Below are 14,278 nucleotides of genomic sequence, written 5' to 3'. Positions count from 1 at the left end.
GCTCGACCAACGGCTACCCGCGGGCCAGGTAGGCGAGCAGGTCGTGGCGGGTGACCACACCGACGGGCTTGCCGTCCTCGTGGACCAGCAGCGCGTCGGCACCCTCGAGCGCACCGACCGCGTCCTTGGCCGGCTCGGTCGAGCCGATCGACGGCAGCGGCGGCGACATGTGCTGGCTGACGGGGTCGGTCAGCTTGGCGACGCCGGTGAACAGCTGGTCGAGCAGGGTGCGCTCGGAGACGGAGCCGACGACCTCGGCGGCCACCACGGGCGGTTCTGCGCGGACGACCGGCATCTGGGAGACGGCGTACTCCTGCAGGATCGCTACGGCCTCGGCGATGGTCTCGCCGGGGTGCGTGTGCACGAGGTCCGGCAGCCGGCCGTCCTTGCCGCGCAGCACCTCGCCGACGTTCAGCGCGACCGGCTCGGTGCCGTCGACCGGGAAGCCGTACTGCGCCAGCCACTCGTCGTTGAAGACCTTGGTGAGGTAGCCGCGGCCGGAGTCCGGGAGGAGGACGACGATCACGGCGTCCTCGCCCTCGGGCGTGCCCTCGAGCTCGTGGGCGAGCTGGATGGCGGCGTGCACGGCCATGCCGGACGAGCCGCCGACGAGCAGCGCCTCCTCGCGGGCGAGCCGGCGGGTCATCGCGAACGAGTCCCCGTCGGAGACCTCGATGATCCGGTCCGCGACGTTGCGGTCGTAGGCGTCGGGCCAGAAGTCCTCGCCGACGCCCTCGACCAGGTACGGCCGGCCGGAGCCGCCGGAGTAGACCGAGCCGGCGGGGTCGGCGCCGACCACCTGGACGTCGGGGTTCTGCTCCTTGAGGTAGCGGCCGATGCCGCTGATCGTCCCGCCGGTGCCGACACCGGTGACGAAGTGGGTGATCCGGCCCTCGGTCTGCGACCAGATCTCCGGACCGGTGGTCTCGTAGTGCGAGCGCGGGTTGTTCGGGTTCGAGTACTGGTCGGGCTTCCACGCACCGGGCTGCGACGCGAGCCGGTCCGACACGTTGTAGTAGGAGTCCGGGTGCTCGGGCTCGACGGCGGTCGGGCAGACCACGACCTCGGCGCCGTACGCCTTGAGGACGTTGCGCTTGTCCTCGCTGACCTTGTCGGGGCAGACGAAGATGCACTTGTAGCCCTTCGCCTGCGCGACCATGGCCAGCCCGACGCCGGTGTTGCCCGACGTCGGCTCGACGATGGTGCCGCCCGGCTGGAGCTCGCCCGAGGCCTCGGCGGCCTCGATCATCCGGGTCGCGATGCGGTCCTTCACGGAGCCGCCTGGGTTGAGGTACTCCACCTTGGCGAGGACGATCGGTCCCTTCGCGCCGTCGAGGGAGCCCATGGACTTCGAGAGCCTCAGCAGCGGGGTGTTGCCGATGAGGTCGAGGAGAGAGTCGACGTACTGCATCTGGCCAATCTAGAGCCGAAAGTGCGGGGTATCCCAATACCCGCTTCACCACTCCTCCTAATGTGGACGACGTGGGGAAGACAGCGGCTGCTCGCAAGCTCGCCTCGACCGCTGCGTACGGCGGTGGCGGGCTGACCCTCGCGAGCGCAGGGCTCTACGGCCTGCTGCGCTTCGAGGCCACCACGGCGCGCAAGCGCATCGGCAACGCCGAGGACGACCCGCCGAACTCCACGGGGTGGTACGGCCGCGGTCGCCCGGGTCCCGCGATCAAGGTCGCGCTGCTCGGCGACTCCAGCGCCGCGGGGTACGGCGTGGAGCGCGTCGAGGAGACCCCCGGCGCCTACCTCGCCAGCGGTCTGGCCGAGGAGGCGGACCGGCGCGTGTACCTGCGCAGCTTCGCGGTGGTCGGCGCGATGTCGTCCGACCTCGCCGCGCAGATCGACAAGGCGCTGCCCACCGAGCCTGACGTCGCGGTGATCCTGATCGGCGCCAACGACGTCACCCACACCGTGCTGCCGGCAGCGTCGGTCCGCTTCCTCTCCGAGGCGGTACGCCGACTGCACGACGCCGGCATCTCCGTGCTGGTCGGCACCTGTCCGGACCTCGGCACCATCAAGCCGATCATGCCGCCGCTCAAGCAGGTGGCCCGGCTGTGGTCGCGGCGACTCGCCGCCGCGCAGACCATCACGGTCGTGGAGGAGGGTGGCCGCACGGTCTCGCTCGGGTCGATCCTGGGCCCGGAGTTCGACGCCGCGCCCGCGCTGCTCTTCGGGCCGGACATGTTCCACCCGTCCGCGCACGGCTACAAGGCGCTCGCCCAGGTCCTGCTGCCCTCGACGCTGGCGGCGCTGGGCCTGATCGACGACGACGAGGTGCGGCCCGAGGCGTACCGCGGCGAGGGCGTGCTGCCGATCGCGAAGGCGGCGGTCCAGGCCGTCCAGACGCCTGGCACCGAGCTCGGCGGCGCGGAGGTCGGCGGCAGCCGGCGCGGCGTCCGCGGCCTGTGGGTCGAGCTGCGGCACCGCCGTCGCCGCCCGGACGCGGAGGTCGAGGCGCCCGACGAGCAGGAGCTGGACCCGATCGACAGCTGAGACGAACAAAGGCCCCGGGCGGATAGCCCGGGGCCTTCGTCGTACGTCGTGTGATCTACGTGTGATCAGTCGCCGCGCATGATCGCGAGGATGCGCAGCAGGTTGGTGTAGATCCAGACCAGGCTGACCGTCATGGCGAACGCGGCGCGCCAGCCCTCACGGTCCGGGAGGCCGTTGGCGACACCCTGCTCGACGAAGTCGAAGTCGAGCACCAGCATGAACACGCCGAGCGCGAGGCCGAGGACCGCGAAGATCAGGCCGACGCCACCGTCGCCGAACAGGCCGATCTGGGCGCCGAAGAAGCTGAGCACGACCTCGATCAGGCTGATGGCGATCATGCCGAACATGGCCGCGATGACCATCTTGCGGAACTTGTCGGTGACCTTGATGTTGAAGAACTTGTAGACCGCGAGCGTGCCGGCGAAGGCACCGAACGTGCCGAGGACGGCGCTCATCACGATGCCCGGGTACATCGACTCGAAGACCAGGCTGATCGCGCCGAGGGCAACGCCTTCCGCCGCGCAGAACAGCAGGACGAGCGCCGGGCTGATGATCCGCTTGAACGAGTTCACCATCGACAGCGCGAAGGCGGCCAGCGAACCGATCGACGCGAGCGCGATGATGCCGCTGATGTCAGCAGGCGTCGTGTCCGCGTCGATGTCCGGGGCCATCGCCCAGGTGATGCCCGCCGTGACGATGACGACGAACAGTGCGATGGCGGTCTTCTGGACGACCGAGTCGATCGTCATCGGGCCACCGGTGGCGACCGGCGGCGCCGGCGTGGATGACTGGCCCGGCTGGCCGGGCTGGCCCGTGCTCCAGGTGGAGGGGTCGGTGTAGCCGGTGCCGCTGCCGGCGTACGTCTGGTTGCCGTAGGCGCCCGCGGAGTTGAACTCCTCCGAACGGCGGAACACCGGGTTGTTGCTCTGCATTGGTCTCTCCTCGAGGCCGGTAGGTGACGTCGCTCTGACGGGTCACCGGTATGAACCCAGTCTAGGTGGGCTCACCGGGTTGAACGCGCGCCGCCCGCGATTGGTTCCCCAGGAGTGGACCGGGCGACCCGCACCGTGACGACCTTCGCCGAGGATGCGGCCACCAGGAGCTGGTGCGCCGACCGCGAGACGACCCGGCCGCCCTCGACCCGCACCCGGAAGCCGTCGGGGTAGTGCAGCGGGCTGACGAAGATCCGCGTCGGAGCCGTGATCGAGGGGTCCGGCCGGTAGCGGTAGCGGAACGTCCCGTCCGCCGCGTCGAAGCGCATCGCCAGCGGCGTGCCGGCGGTGGCCTGGGCGTAGGTGCGCACGAGCACCCGCAGCTTGTCGCGCTTCACCGACGACGGGTCGGCGTCGTCGCGGAACAGGCCCTGCGCGGTGTCAGCGGTCGTCGGGTCGTTCCACCGCTTGTAGGCCCAGTGCGTCCAGCCCATCAGCGCCTCGTCGGCCGCGGCGGCGTCGATCTCGATCGCGCGCACGTTGTCGGTCGCGCCCCACTCGCTCATCAGGGGTACGGCGCGCATGGTCCGCGCCTGCTCCAGCGCGTGCTCCTGGCGGCCGCGCGCGAAGTCCCAGCAGTTCTCGACGTTGCTGCCCGGGAGCCCCTGCGACTCGAGGAAGACATCGGGGCAGTAGCTGTGCCACGAGAACCCGAGCTGGTCCTCCCCCGCCACCGGCTCGAAGAACGTGTCGAGCGGCTGCCCGCCGGCGAACTGCTGCGGCTCCCACCAGACGATGTTGTCGGGGTCGACCTCGCGGACCGCCGCGAGCCCCCGCTCCATCGCGGGCTGCAGCTCGGCGCGGTAGGAGTCCGGGCAGCCGGTGGTCAGGCACAGCGTCCACTCCAGGCCCATCCACGGCTCGTTGAGCAGGTCGTAGCCCATCAGGTACGGCTGGTCCCGCCACTCCTCCGCCGCCACCTGCCAGGCCCCGGCCCAGGCGTCGAGCAGGCCGCCGGTCCCCGCCCAGAAGTTGTCGAAGACCGTCGACACCTCGGGCGTCCAGTAGCCGGTCGGGAACGGCGCGGTCACCGGTGGCAGCACGTCGTACGGCGCCGGCCGGTGCACCGCCCAGTCCGGGACGCCCTCGCCGCCGTACGTCTCGTGCCACTGGTCCTGGTGCATGTCGAGCTGCGACCAGATGCGCTGCTTCGCGAGCAGGTCGAGCACCCGCTGCACCTTCGAGAGGTACGCCGCATCCGCCCGGCCCGGCGCGTCGGGGGTCAGCCCCGCCCACAGCGTGCCGACCCGCGCGCCGTTGAAGCCGTGCCGCGCCAGCCACCGGGCGTCACGCGCCTGGAAGCCTGCGGCGGTGGCCGGCGGCGCGTAGGGCGCGTGCTTGTAGACGAGGTTCAGCCCGTGCACGATCACGACCCGGCCCTGCGGGTCGACCAGCCAGCGGCCCTCGCGCCGCAGCTGCGGAGGGTCGGCCGACGCCGGCAGTGCGGGCATCGCGACGACGAGCGCGAGGACGAGCCCGAGGACAGGCCCGAGGGCGGGCAGGGCGAGCTTCCAGATCCGGTGCACGCCCTCCCAACGACTCGCGGCGCCGAAGGTGACCTGGATCGTTGGTCGAGCCTGTCGAGACCTCCGCACCCGACCGCCGACGTCGGGTGCGGGGGTCTCGACGAGCTCGACCAGCGGTTCACCCGATACTCGCGAGGCCGAACCCGACCACGAGCCCGCTCCGTACGTCAGACTCCGGCCATGGAAGACGTGGTGTTCCTCGCCGTTGTCGGCGGCCGGTTCCTGATCCCGCTGCTGATCCCGCGGTTCCCGTTGCCCGCGATCATCGGCTGCCTGGTGCTGGACGCCGCGGACCAGACGATCTTCCAGGCCTTCGGCTACGACCCGCCGGGCTACCAGTCCTACGACAAGGCGATGGACGTCTTCTACCTCGCGATCGCCTACCTGGCGACGATGCGCAACTGGCAGAGCCTCGCGGCGTACTCCGTCGGCCGGTTCCTGTACTTCTACCGGCTGGTCGGGGTGTTCCTGTTCGAGATGACCGGAGCCCGGGCGGTGCTGCTGATCTTCCCGAACACCTTCGAGTACTTCTTCATCGCCTACGAGGCGATCCGGACCCGGTGGGCGATCGTCGGTCGCACCCTGAAGTGGTGGATCGTGCTCGCCGGTCTCATCTGGGTGTTCATCAAGCTGCCTCAGGAGTACTGGCTGCACGTGGCGAAGCTCGACGTGACCGACACGCTCGAGGAGTACTGGTGGGCGTGGCCGGTGCTCATCGCGGTGGTCGTCGGGGCCGCGCTGCTGCTGTGGTTCGTCGCGATCCCGCGTCTCGGCCGGATCCAGCACGGTTGGGAGTTCCACTCGGACCCGATGCCGGCGTCCGTGGCCACCGTCGCCAGCCAGGCCACCCGCCGCGTCGAGGCCGGCGGCTTCGTGTGGTCGTGGGTGACGTTCGAGAAGGTCTTCCTCGTCGGCCTGATCTCGGTGATCTACTCGCAGACCTTGCCGGGGATCACCGCGTCGAACACCGAGCTGTTCGTGTCGGTCGGGGTGTTCGTCGTGCTGAACGCCGCGATCACGCTCCTCGTCTCGCGTCGCGAGTGGACGATCGAGTCCGCCGGCCTGGCCGTGGTCGCGCGCATCGGTGTGAACGTCGTGCTGGTGACCGTCGCGTACTACTTCTTCGACGAGCGGTCGGTCGGCTGGGACACGTTGTTCTTCCTCAGCCTGATCAGCCTGATCACCACGCTGCACGACCGGTACCAGCCGGCGCTGGCCTACCGGCAGCGGGAGCGCGCCGGGTTCTAGGCCGACTGCCGGGTCTTCTCGGCCGCCGGAGCGACCAGCCCGAGCGGTACCCGGACGGTGAACTCGGTGCCGACGGCGAACGTCGAGTCGACGGTGATCGTGCCGCCCATGAGCTCGACGAGCGTCCGGCAGATCGCCAGCCCGAGACCGGTGCCGCCGTACCCGCGGGTGATCGACGGGTCGGCCTGCCGGAACGCCTCGAAGATGCGCTCCTGCTGCTCCGTCGACATGCCCAGGCCGGAGTCCTCGACCTTGATGACGACCGTGCCGTGCTCGCCGTCGGTGCCGTCGAGCGCGGCGTCGACGCGCACGTAGCCCTGGTCGGTGAACTTCACCGCGTTGTCGAGCAGGTTGCCGATGATCTGGCTGACCCGGTCGGCGTCACCGAGCAGCTCGTGCGGCACCGCCGGGTCGACGGTGCAGGTCAGCCGGACGCCCTTCGCCTCGGCGAGGGAGGCGGCGTTGCGGGCGAGCTCGTCGAGCAGGAAGTACAGGTCGAAGGGGTCGTCGCGCAGCGTGGTCTGGCCGGCCTCGACGCGGGAGAAGTCGAGGATGTCGTCGACCAGGCGCAGCAGGCGCGAGCCCGAGCGCTGCATGGTCGCGACCAGCCGCTCCTGCATCTCGGAGGTGACGGTGTCGGCCAGCATCTCGCTGGCGGCGAGCACGCTGGTCAGCGGCGTACGGATCTCGTGGCTCATGTTGGCGAGGAACAGCGACTTCGCCTCGCTGGCGTCCTCGGCGACCCGGCGGGCCTCCTCGAGGTCGTACTGCAGCGCGATGCGCTCGGTGATGTTCTCGGCGATGCCGTACGCACCGACCGCGGTCCCGCCGACCATCACCGGCATGCCGGTCACCGCGACCTCGACCATCGAGCCGTCCTTGCGGATGATCCGGGTCTCGAGCCGGTCGATCGGGTTGGCCAGCATCTCCCGGAAGGTCCGCGTCACCCGGGCGATGTCGTAGGTCTCGACGTAGTCGGGGATCTCGAGCGTCGCCATCTCGTTCGGCGCGTAGCCGCTCAGCTCCACGGCCGCGGCGTTCATCCCGACCAGCCGGCCGTCGGAGTCCAGCGTGAAGACGGCGTGCGGATGGAGGTCGTAGAGCGAGCGGTAGCGCTCGTTGGTCTCCGCCAGGGCGTGCTCCGCCCGCGCGAGGTGCGCGGCCTCGGCGCGCGCGTCGCGGTAGCGCCGCCAGCCGAAGACCCCGAACAGCACCACACCGAGGGCGGGGGCCAGCACGAGCTCGTCGAGGTTCACGCTCTCGTGCGCCCGGCTCCAGTCGTAGACCCGCTCGAACAGGTCGAACTGCCGCAGCACCAGGAACGCGACCACGACCACCACGGCACCGGCAACCAGGTCGTTGCGTGCCCGGCGACGCCGGACGTCAGGGCAGATCGATGCGCCCACACCTGGGACCTCCGTGCTCACTGCGTCACCTCACAGACACTCCGCCTGCCCTCCACGTCGGGCAGGTGTCACCGGGTCCGATCGGCTGGGTGCCGGAAGACCTGAGCGCGGGACGGGAGACGGGCGGCAGCGGTGGTGCCCCCGCTGGGATTCGAACCCAGACTGAGTCGCTTTTAAGGCGATTTCCTCTGCCGGTTGGGATACGGGGGCGGGCTAGTCGCGCATTCTCGCAGCGCGGCCGAGGACGTCGTCCAGCATGTCCTCGGTCAGCCGGCCGGTGAACGTGTTCTGCTGGCTCGGGTGGTAGCAGCCGAGCAACCGGATCTCGCGGCCGTCGCCGGCGAGCGCGGCCTCGGCACCGTGCCCGAAGCGCGGACGCGGTCGCTCCACCTCCCAGCCCAGCCCGGCGAACGACCGGAGCGCGGCGTCCCAGCCGAACGAGCCGAGGGCGACCACGACGCGCACGGACTCCACGACCAGCGCCAGCTCGGCCTCGATCCACGGCGCGCAGGTGTCGCGCTCGGTGACGCTGGGCTTGTTCTGCGGCGGCGCGCAGCGGACGGTCGCGACCATCCGCGTGTCGATCAGCTCCTGGCCGTCGGCGGCATGGACGCTGGTCGCGGTGCGGGCCAGGCCGACACGGTGCAGGCCGGCGAACAGCCAGTCGCCGCTGCGGTCCCCCGTGAAGATCCGCCCGGTCCGGTTGGCGCCGTTCGCCGCCGGCGCGAGGCCCACCACCAACACCTTCGGCTGCTCGGCGCCCCAGCCCGGGGTCGGGCGGCCCCAGTAGGGCTCACCCGCGAAGGACGCCCGCTTGTTCCGTGCGACGTCCTCGCGCCAGCGCACCAGTCGCGGGCAGGCGCGGCACACCGAGACCCGGGCGTCGAGCTCGGCGAGGTCCGGCGTGCGCGCCAGCCGGCGTACCGCCGCCGCGGTGCCTGCGACGGGGGTCTCGGGCGCGGCGGGGTCGCCCGGCCAGCCGGTGCCCGGCGGCACCGGTGAGGGGAACAGGTCCCCGGTGGCCGGGTGCGGGAGGAGCTCGCTCACGGCTGGGGGCTGCGGACCGCCTTGAGCGCGGAGGTCTTCAGCTGCTCGTAGCGCTCACGCCCTGCCCGCGAGCCGAGCACGTAGCCGGCGGCCATCCCGACGAGGAAGTACAGCTTCTTCTTCATGGACCGATCGTGGCACGGCGGTGGACGAGGGCGCGGTCAACGAGTGAGGGACCAGGCGATCCCGTCGAGGATGTCGGACTCGGAGACGACCAGCTCGGCGGCGCCCGCGCGCTGCAGGACCTGCCCGAGGATCAGCACGCCCGCGCCGATCACGTCGGCGCGGCCCGGGTGCATCGACGGGATCGAGCGCCGGGAGTCGTGGCTCATCGACAGCAGCAGGTCGACGGTCGCGAGCACCAGCCCGGTGGGCAGCACGGCCTGGTCGACGGCCGCGCGGTCGTACGCCGGCAGGTCGAGCGCCACCGCGGCGAGCTGGGTGACGGTGCCGGCCACCCCGATCACGGTGGTGGCCGCGGTCGGGTCGACGCCGGCGGCGTCGAGGTGCGCGTCGATGTCGGCGCGGCAGGCGGCGACCTGCCCGGCGGTCGGCGGATCGGCGTGCAGGTGCCGCTCGTGCAGCCGCACCGAGCCGATGTCCATCGAGACGCTCGCCTCCGGTCCGGTCCGGCCGAGGATCAGCTCGGTCGAGCCGCCACCGATGTCGACGACGAGCACCGGTCCGGTGGGCGTGTGCTTCAGGTTCCGGAGCGCGCCGTCGAAGGCGAGCGCGGCCTCCTCCTCGCCGGACACCACCTCCGGCTCGACGCCCAGCCGCTCGCGGACGCCGGCGACGAACACCGCGGCGTTGGCGGCGTCACGCGTCGCCGACGTCGCCACGAAGCGCACCCGCTCCGGCGGGACGTCGTACGACCGGATCAGCTCGGCGTACTCGTCGATCGCGCCGAACGCCCGCTCCAGCGCCGCGTCGGCGATGACGCCGGTGCGGTCGAGGTCCTGGCCGAGCCGGACCATCCGCATCTCGCGGACGTCGACGTCGGGCAGCGCGCCGATCAGCAGCTTGATGGTGTTGGTGCCGCAGTCGATCGCGGCCACCCGCGCCCTCATACGCAGGGCCCGGACTTCCACCACTCACCGAGCAGGTCCAGCACCTCGTCTCCGAGCGGGTTCACGCCCCGGCCCATCGCCAGCGACTGGCCCGCGAGCACGTGCAGGCACTTCACGCGGTCCGGCATGCCGCCGGCCGAGATGCCCTCGATCTCCTCGACGTGGCCCAGGGTGGCGCGGAACTCCAGGTAGCGCTCGTGCGCGGCGCGGTACGCCGCCGCCAGCTCCGGGTCGTCGGCCAGCCGGCCCTGCATCTCCTTCATCAGCCCGGAGCCCTCGAGGGTGCCGATCCGCGACGCCGCCCGCGGGCAGGTCAGGTAGAACGTGGTCGGGAACGGCGTGCCGTTCGGCAGCCGCGGCTCGGTGGTTGCGACATCCGGGTTGCCGCAGGGGCAGCGGTGCCCGATCGCGTGGATGGAGCGCGGCTCACGGCCGAGCTGGGCTTCGATGGCGGAGACGTCCTGCGGGTCGATCACCGGCTGATTGTCTCAGGTGGTCATTCGGTGCCACCGTCGATCCGGTCGAGCCGGGTCGCCGGCTCGGGGTCCGGCTCCGGCGGGTGGCCCGCCAGCTCGACCGACTCCCAGGCGGTGTCCCACCAGGCGGTGGGCGGCTTCTGGCCGAGCGTCGACGGGTCGGTCAAGGACGTCTCGTGCTCGAGCGGCTCGCCGTTCTCGTCGAGGACGACGTACGCCGTCTCGCCGGGCATCACGAAGTTCAGCTCGCGTGCCTGCTGACGGACGTACGCCGGGTCCTCCCAGCGCCGCTTCTCGCGCTCCAGCTCGCTGATGCTGGCCTGCCGCAGCGCGATCTGGTCCTTGAGGTCGCCGATCTGGTCACGCTGCTGGAGGTAGGCGCGCATCGAGGACGCGTAGCTCACCGCCAGCACCGAGACGACCAGCACCAGGATCGCGGCGCGGCCGGTCAGCCGCGACGGGCGCGGCTCCTCCGGCGTCGCCGGCGTCACCGGGATCGGCCCGGTGTCGCCCGGCGGCCTGCCACCACGACCTGCTCCCCTGCCGGGACCGGTGCGGCCGCGCGGGCGCGACGTACGTCGGGACTCGGAAGGCATGCCTCCTAGGTTCGCTCAGGCACCGTACCGAGGGAACGCCGACGCGCCGGAGTAGCGCGCTGCATCTCCGAGCTCGTCCTCGATCCGCAGCAGCTGGTTGTACTTCGCCACCCGGTCCGAGCGCGCCGGGGCGCCGGTCTTGATCTGGCCGCAGTTCACCGCGACGGCCAGGTCGGCGATCGTGGTGTCCTCGGTCTCGCCGGAGCGGTGGCTCATCATGCAGCGGTAGCCGTTGCGGTGCGCGAGCTCGACGGAGTCGAGGGTCTCGGTGAGCGTGCCGATCTGGTTGACCTTCACCAGCAGGGCGTTGGCCTGGCCGCCGTCGATGCCGCGCTGCAGCCGCTCGACGTTGGTCACGAACAGGTCGTCGCCGACGAGCTGGGTCTTGGTGCCGAGCTGGTCGGTGATGGCCTTCCAGCCGTCCCAGTCGTCCTCGTTCAGCGGGTCCTCGATGGAGACGATCGGGTACGACGCCACCAGGTCGGCGTAGTAGGCGGTCATCTCGTCGGCGGACTTGGTGCCGCCCTCGAACGCGTAGGACCCATCCTGGTAGAACTCCGACGCCGCGACGTCCATCGCGAGCGCGATGTCCTTGCCGAGCGTGAGGCCGGCGGCCGAGACGGCCTCGGCGATCAGGTCGAGCGCGGCCCGGTTGCTGTCGAGGTTCGGCGCGAAGCCACCCTCGTCGCCGAGCCCGGTGGAGAGGCCCTTCTTCTTCAGCACCGACTTCAGCGCGTGGTAGACCTCCGCGCCCTCACGCAGCGCCTCGCGGAACGAGGGGGCGCCGATCGGGGCGATCATGAACTCCTGGACGTCGACGTTGGAGTCGGCGTGCGAGCCACCGTTGAGGATGTTCATCATCGGGACCGGGAGCAGGTGGGCATTGGGACCGCCGACGTACCGGTAGAGCGGCAGCTGCGCCGAGTCCGCCGCGGCCCGCGCCACGGCGAGCGAGACGCCGAGGATCGCGTTCGCGCCGAGGTTCGCCTTGTTCGGGGTGCCGTCGAGCTCGAGCATCGTCTGGTCGAGCAGCCGCTGGTCGTCGGCCGCCAGGCCCTCGACCGCCGGCGCGATCGTCTGGATGACCGCGTTCACGGCCTTCTCGACGCCCTTTCCGCCGTAGCGGTCGCCGCCGTCACGCAGCTCGACGGCCTCGAAGGCACCCGTGGACGCACCGCTGGGGACCATGGCCCGGGCGAACGCGCCGTCGTCGAGAAGCACCTCGACCTCGACCGTGGGGTTGCCGCGGGAGTCGAGGATCTCGCGAGCGCCGACAGCTTCGATGGATGCCACGTGTTGCTCCTGGTGAGGGTCGGGGAACGGGCCGCCTCTCAGCCTAGACGCTCCTTGAAGAAGCCGACGTTGGTGATCAAACGCTCGTCGTCGGGGCGCACGGCGAGCGCCTTCTGCGCGTGCTCCATGCCCTCGGCGTACTGCCCGGTCCAGTAGCAGCTGACCGCGATCTCGTCGTCGATGCGCCAGGTGTAGGCGTCCTGGTCGACGAACAGCTCGGCCGGTCCCGGGTACGGCAGCAGGCTGGCGGCGCGGGCGTAGATGAGCGCGACGGCGTACCGGCCGCGCTGGCGCTCGAGGTCGGACAGGTCCACCAGCGGCTCGGCCCGGTTCGGCCGGGCGGCGTACGCGTCGACGAGCGCTGTCGCCGCCTCGTCCTGCGGCCGACCGAGGGCGATCAGCAGCCGGCCGACCATGTACTGCGCGTACCAGCGCTCCTGGTCCCAGCCACTCGGGTTCGCCACACGCAGCCGGAACGCCTCGAGCGCCTTCTCGTACTCGCCGGCGTCCCGCCACGACTGGCCGAGGTAGTACTGGGTCCGCGGGTCGTCGGGGTGCTTCTCCAGGTGCGCCTCGAGCAGGGCGGCGTCCTTGCGATAGGTCTCGGGGTCCCGGGCGCGAGCGCCCTCGTGGTACTGCTTCACCCGCGGCGCCGGCAGCATGCCGTTCTTGGCCTCGGGGAAGTCGAGGTACTCGTGGACCGGGCCCTCCCACCGCCACGGCCGGTCGAGCCGGACGATCGTGAGCCGCCGGAAGCGGACGCCGCCGTACTCCACCTCGAGGTAGTAGCCGTCGTCGGTCAGGTCGGGGAGCTCTGCGGGTACGTCGACGAGCTCGTCGTCCGCGTCGATCCAGATCGTGTAGTCGTCGGGCTGCGCGTGCTCGAGCTCGCGCGCGGCGTCCAGCGCCTCCTGGCGGTTGTGGCCGAAGCTCACCCACGGCCGCTCGATCAGCGTGCCGGGCACGTCGGCGAGCACCCGGCGCACGACGTCCTGCGTGCCGTCGGTCGAGCCGGTGTCGGAGATGACCCACCAGTCGATGAGCGGCAGCACGCTGCGCAGGCAGCGCTCGATCACGTGCGCCTCGTCCTTGACGATCATGTGCAGGCCCAGGCGAGACATACGGGGATCCTAGGCAGTCGACTCGGGGGCGTCCGTACAGTGTCGGCCGTGTCCCTCCGCTCCCACGCCGCGACGGCCGTTGCCGTGACGCTGCTCAGCCTCGTGGTCGCGGGCTGCAGCGGTGACGAGAACGAGCCTCCCGGGCCGCCGCCGTCCTCGGACGCGGTCACCACGCTCGTGGAGTCCGGCCTCGCGTCGCTGACCGCCGGCGACGCGCCGGCGGCGAAGGTGACGTTCGAGAACGTGCTCGACCTCGACCCCGACAACCTCTACGCGCACTACAACCTGGGCGTGATCGCGCAGCAGGCCGGCGACGCGCAGACCGCGGCCACGTCGTACGACGCCGCGCTCGCTGCCGACCCGGAGTATGCGCCCGCCCTGTACAACAAGGCGATCCTCACCGAGACCACGGACCTCGACGCCTCCGTCGAGCTGTACCGCCAGGCGATCGAGGCCGACCCGGAGCTCGCCGCGGCGTACATGCGGCTCGGCTTCGCGCTGGTGCACCTGGGTGAGGACGAGGCGGGCTCGGAGCTCCTCGAGCAGGGGATCCGGCTGGACCCCGAGATGGTCGACGTCGAAGCGCCGTCGTACGAGTGACGGACATCTAGACCTTCCACCCCAAGGGGTGAGGACCACCGCTAGGGTCCCTCCGTGATTTCTCTCGTGGGACCTCGCCGCGCCACCGCGATCTCGGTCGCTTCGCTCGCTCTGCTGGCCGTGCTCGGGCCGGTCCCGGCCGAGGCGGCACCGGCGCGCGGGTCGATCAAGGCGTGCTACGACATCGGCACGGGCGACCTGCGCGTGGTCGGCGCGGGCGAGCGTTGTGCCCGCGGTGAGGCCTCGCTGCGCTGGAACGTCGCGGGCAAGCGCGGCGCCACGGGAGCCACGGGCGCGACCGGCGCCCAGGGCGAGGCCGGGCCTGCCGGTCCGCAGGGTGCAACGGGCGCCACGGGCGCCACGGGCGCCACCGGCGCCACCGGCGCCACGGGTGCGGCCGG

Annotated in this window: 15 protein-coding genes and 1 tRNA gene; 4 read left to right on the top strand and 12 right to left on the bottom strand. The window is 71.4% G+C overall.

Going from position 1 to position 14,278, the window contains the following annotated elements; translation table 11 throughout:
- Positions 1-13 precede the first annotated feature (13 nt).
- A complete protein-coding gene (locus tag MJ604_RS14140; RefSeq protein ID WP_243059109.1) occupies positions 14-1,411 on the bottom strand; it encodes a cystathionine beta-synthase in 1,398 nt (465 codons plus the stop codon).
- A 71-nt stretch (positions 1,412-1,482) separates the two neighbouring features.
- Here MJ604_RS14140 and MJ604_RS14135 point away from each other — a divergent pair, with 71 nt between their 5' ends.
- A complete protein-coding gene (locus MJ604_RS14135; RefSeq protein WP_243059108.1) occupies positions 1,483-2,502 on the top strand; it encodes an SGNH/GDSL hydrolase family protein in 1,020 nt (339 codons plus the stop codon).
- Between the two features lie 65 nt (positions 2,503-2,567).
- Here the strand turns inward: MJ604_RS14135 and MJ604_RS14130 are convergent, their stop codons facing one another.
- Both MJ604_RS14130 and MJ604_RS14125 read right to left on the bottom strand, forming a co-directional pair.
- The gene (locus tag MJ604_RS14130; protein ID WP_243059107.1) at positions 2,568-3,434 is read right to left on the bottom strand and encodes a Bax inhibitor-1/YccA family protein; all 867 of its coding nucleotides are present in this window, start codon (positions 3,432-3,434) and stop codon (positions 2,568-2,570) included.
- Between the two features lie 71 nt (positions 3,435-3,505).
- Positions 3,506-5,020, bottom strand: coding sequence for a cellulase family glycosylhydrolase (locus MJ604_RS14125; RefSeq protein ID WP_243059105.1), 1,515 nt, complete (start codon positions 5,018-5,020; stop codon positions 3,506-3,508).
- Between the two features lie 180 nt (positions 5,021-5,200).
- Here MJ604_RS14125 and MJ604_RS14120 point away from each other — a divergent pair, with 180 nt between their 5' ends.
- Positions 5,201-6,268 (top strand): hypothetical protein, encoded by a 1,068-nt coding sequence (locus tag MJ604_RS14120; RefSeq protein WP_243059104.1) that lies wholly within the window; start codon positions 5,201-5,203, stop codon positions 6,266-6,268.
- Here the strand turns inward: MJ604_RS14120 and MJ604_RS14115 are convergent.
- The 9 genes from MJ604_RS14115 to MJ604_RS14080 form a co-directional block, all read right to left on the bottom strand.
- A complete protein-coding gene (locus MJ604_RS14115) occupies positions 6,265-7,674 on the bottom strand; it encodes an ATP-binding protein (protein WP_243059103.1) in 1,410 nt (469 codons plus the stop codon). The genes MJ604_RS14120 and MJ604_RS14115 overlap by 4 nt on opposite strands.
- Positions 7,675-7,807: 133 nt before the next feature.
- A tRNA-Leu gene (locus MJ604_RS14110) sits at positions 7,808-7,884 on the bottom strand.
- A gap of 3 nt (positions 7,885-7,887) precedes the next feature.
- Positions 7,888-8,721: a uracil-DNA glycosylase gene (locus MJ604_RS14105; protein ID WP_308194139.1), complete on the bottom strand. Its 834-nt coding sequence runs from the start codon at positions 8,719-8,721 to the stop codon at positions 7,888-7,890.
- Positions 8,718-8,846, bottom strand: a complete 129-nt coding sequence (locus tag MJ604_RS23920) for a hypothetical protein (RefSeq protein ID WP_279236005.1) — start codon at positions 8,844-8,846, stop codon at positions 8,718-8,720. The genes MJ604_RS14105 and MJ604_RS23920 overlap by 4 nt, the downstream gene beginning before the upstream one ends.
- A gap of 36 nt (positions 8,847-8,882) precedes the next feature.
- A complete protein-coding gene (locus MJ604_RS14100; RefSeq protein WP_243059102.1) occupies positions 8,883-9,791 on the bottom strand; it encodes a Ppx/GppA phosphatase family protein in 909 nt (302 codons plus the stop codon).
- A complete protein-coding gene (locus MJ604_RS14095) occupies positions 9,788-10,267 on the bottom strand; it encodes a DUF501 domain-containing protein (protein ID WP_243059101.1) in 480 nt (159 codons plus the stop codon). The genes MJ604_RS14100 and MJ604_RS14095 overlap by 4 nt, the downstream gene beginning before the upstream one ends.
- 20 nt (positions 10,268-10,287) lie before the next feature.
- Complete coding sequence (locus tag MJ604_RS14090) at positions 10,288-10,863, bottom strand: septum formation initiator family protein (protein ID WP_243059100.1); 576 nt, start codon at positions 10,861-10,863, stop codon at positions 10,288-10,290.
- A 15-nt stretch (positions 10,864-10,878) separates the two neighbouring features.
- Complete coding sequence (eno, locus tag MJ604_RS14085; protein WP_243059099.1) at positions 10,879-12,156, bottom strand: phosphopyruvate hydratase; 1,278 nt, start codon at positions 12,154-12,156, stop codon at positions 10,879-10,881.
- Between the two features lie 38 nt (positions 12,157-12,194).
- Positions 12,195-13,277, bottom strand: coding sequence for a glycosyltransferase (locus MJ604_RS14080; protein ID WP_243059098.1), 1,083 nt, complete (start codon positions 13,275-13,277; stop codon positions 12,195-12,197).
- 48 nt (positions 13,278-13,325) lie between these two features.
- Between MJ604_RS14080 and MJ604_RS14075 the strand changes: the two genes are divergently transcribed.
- Positions 13,326-13,877 (top strand): tetratricopeptide repeat protein, encoded by a 552-nt coding sequence (locus MJ604_RS14075; RefSeq protein WP_243059097.1) that lies wholly within the window; start codon positions 13,326-13,328, stop codon positions 13,875-13,877.
- Positions 13,878-13,931: 54 nt separating this feature from the next.
- A partial coding sequence (locus MJ604_RS14070; protein WP_243059096.1) for a hypothetical protein occupies positions 13,932-14,278 on the top strand: 347 nt, incomplete at its 3' end.

The sequence above is a fragment of the Nocardioides sp. SR21 genome (assembly GCF_022761125.1).
Classification (GTDB): Bacteria; Actinomycetota; Actinomycetes; order Propionibacteriales; family Nocardioidaceae; genus Nocardioides.
This window is presented reverse-complemented; position numbering and strand designations above follow the sequence as displayed.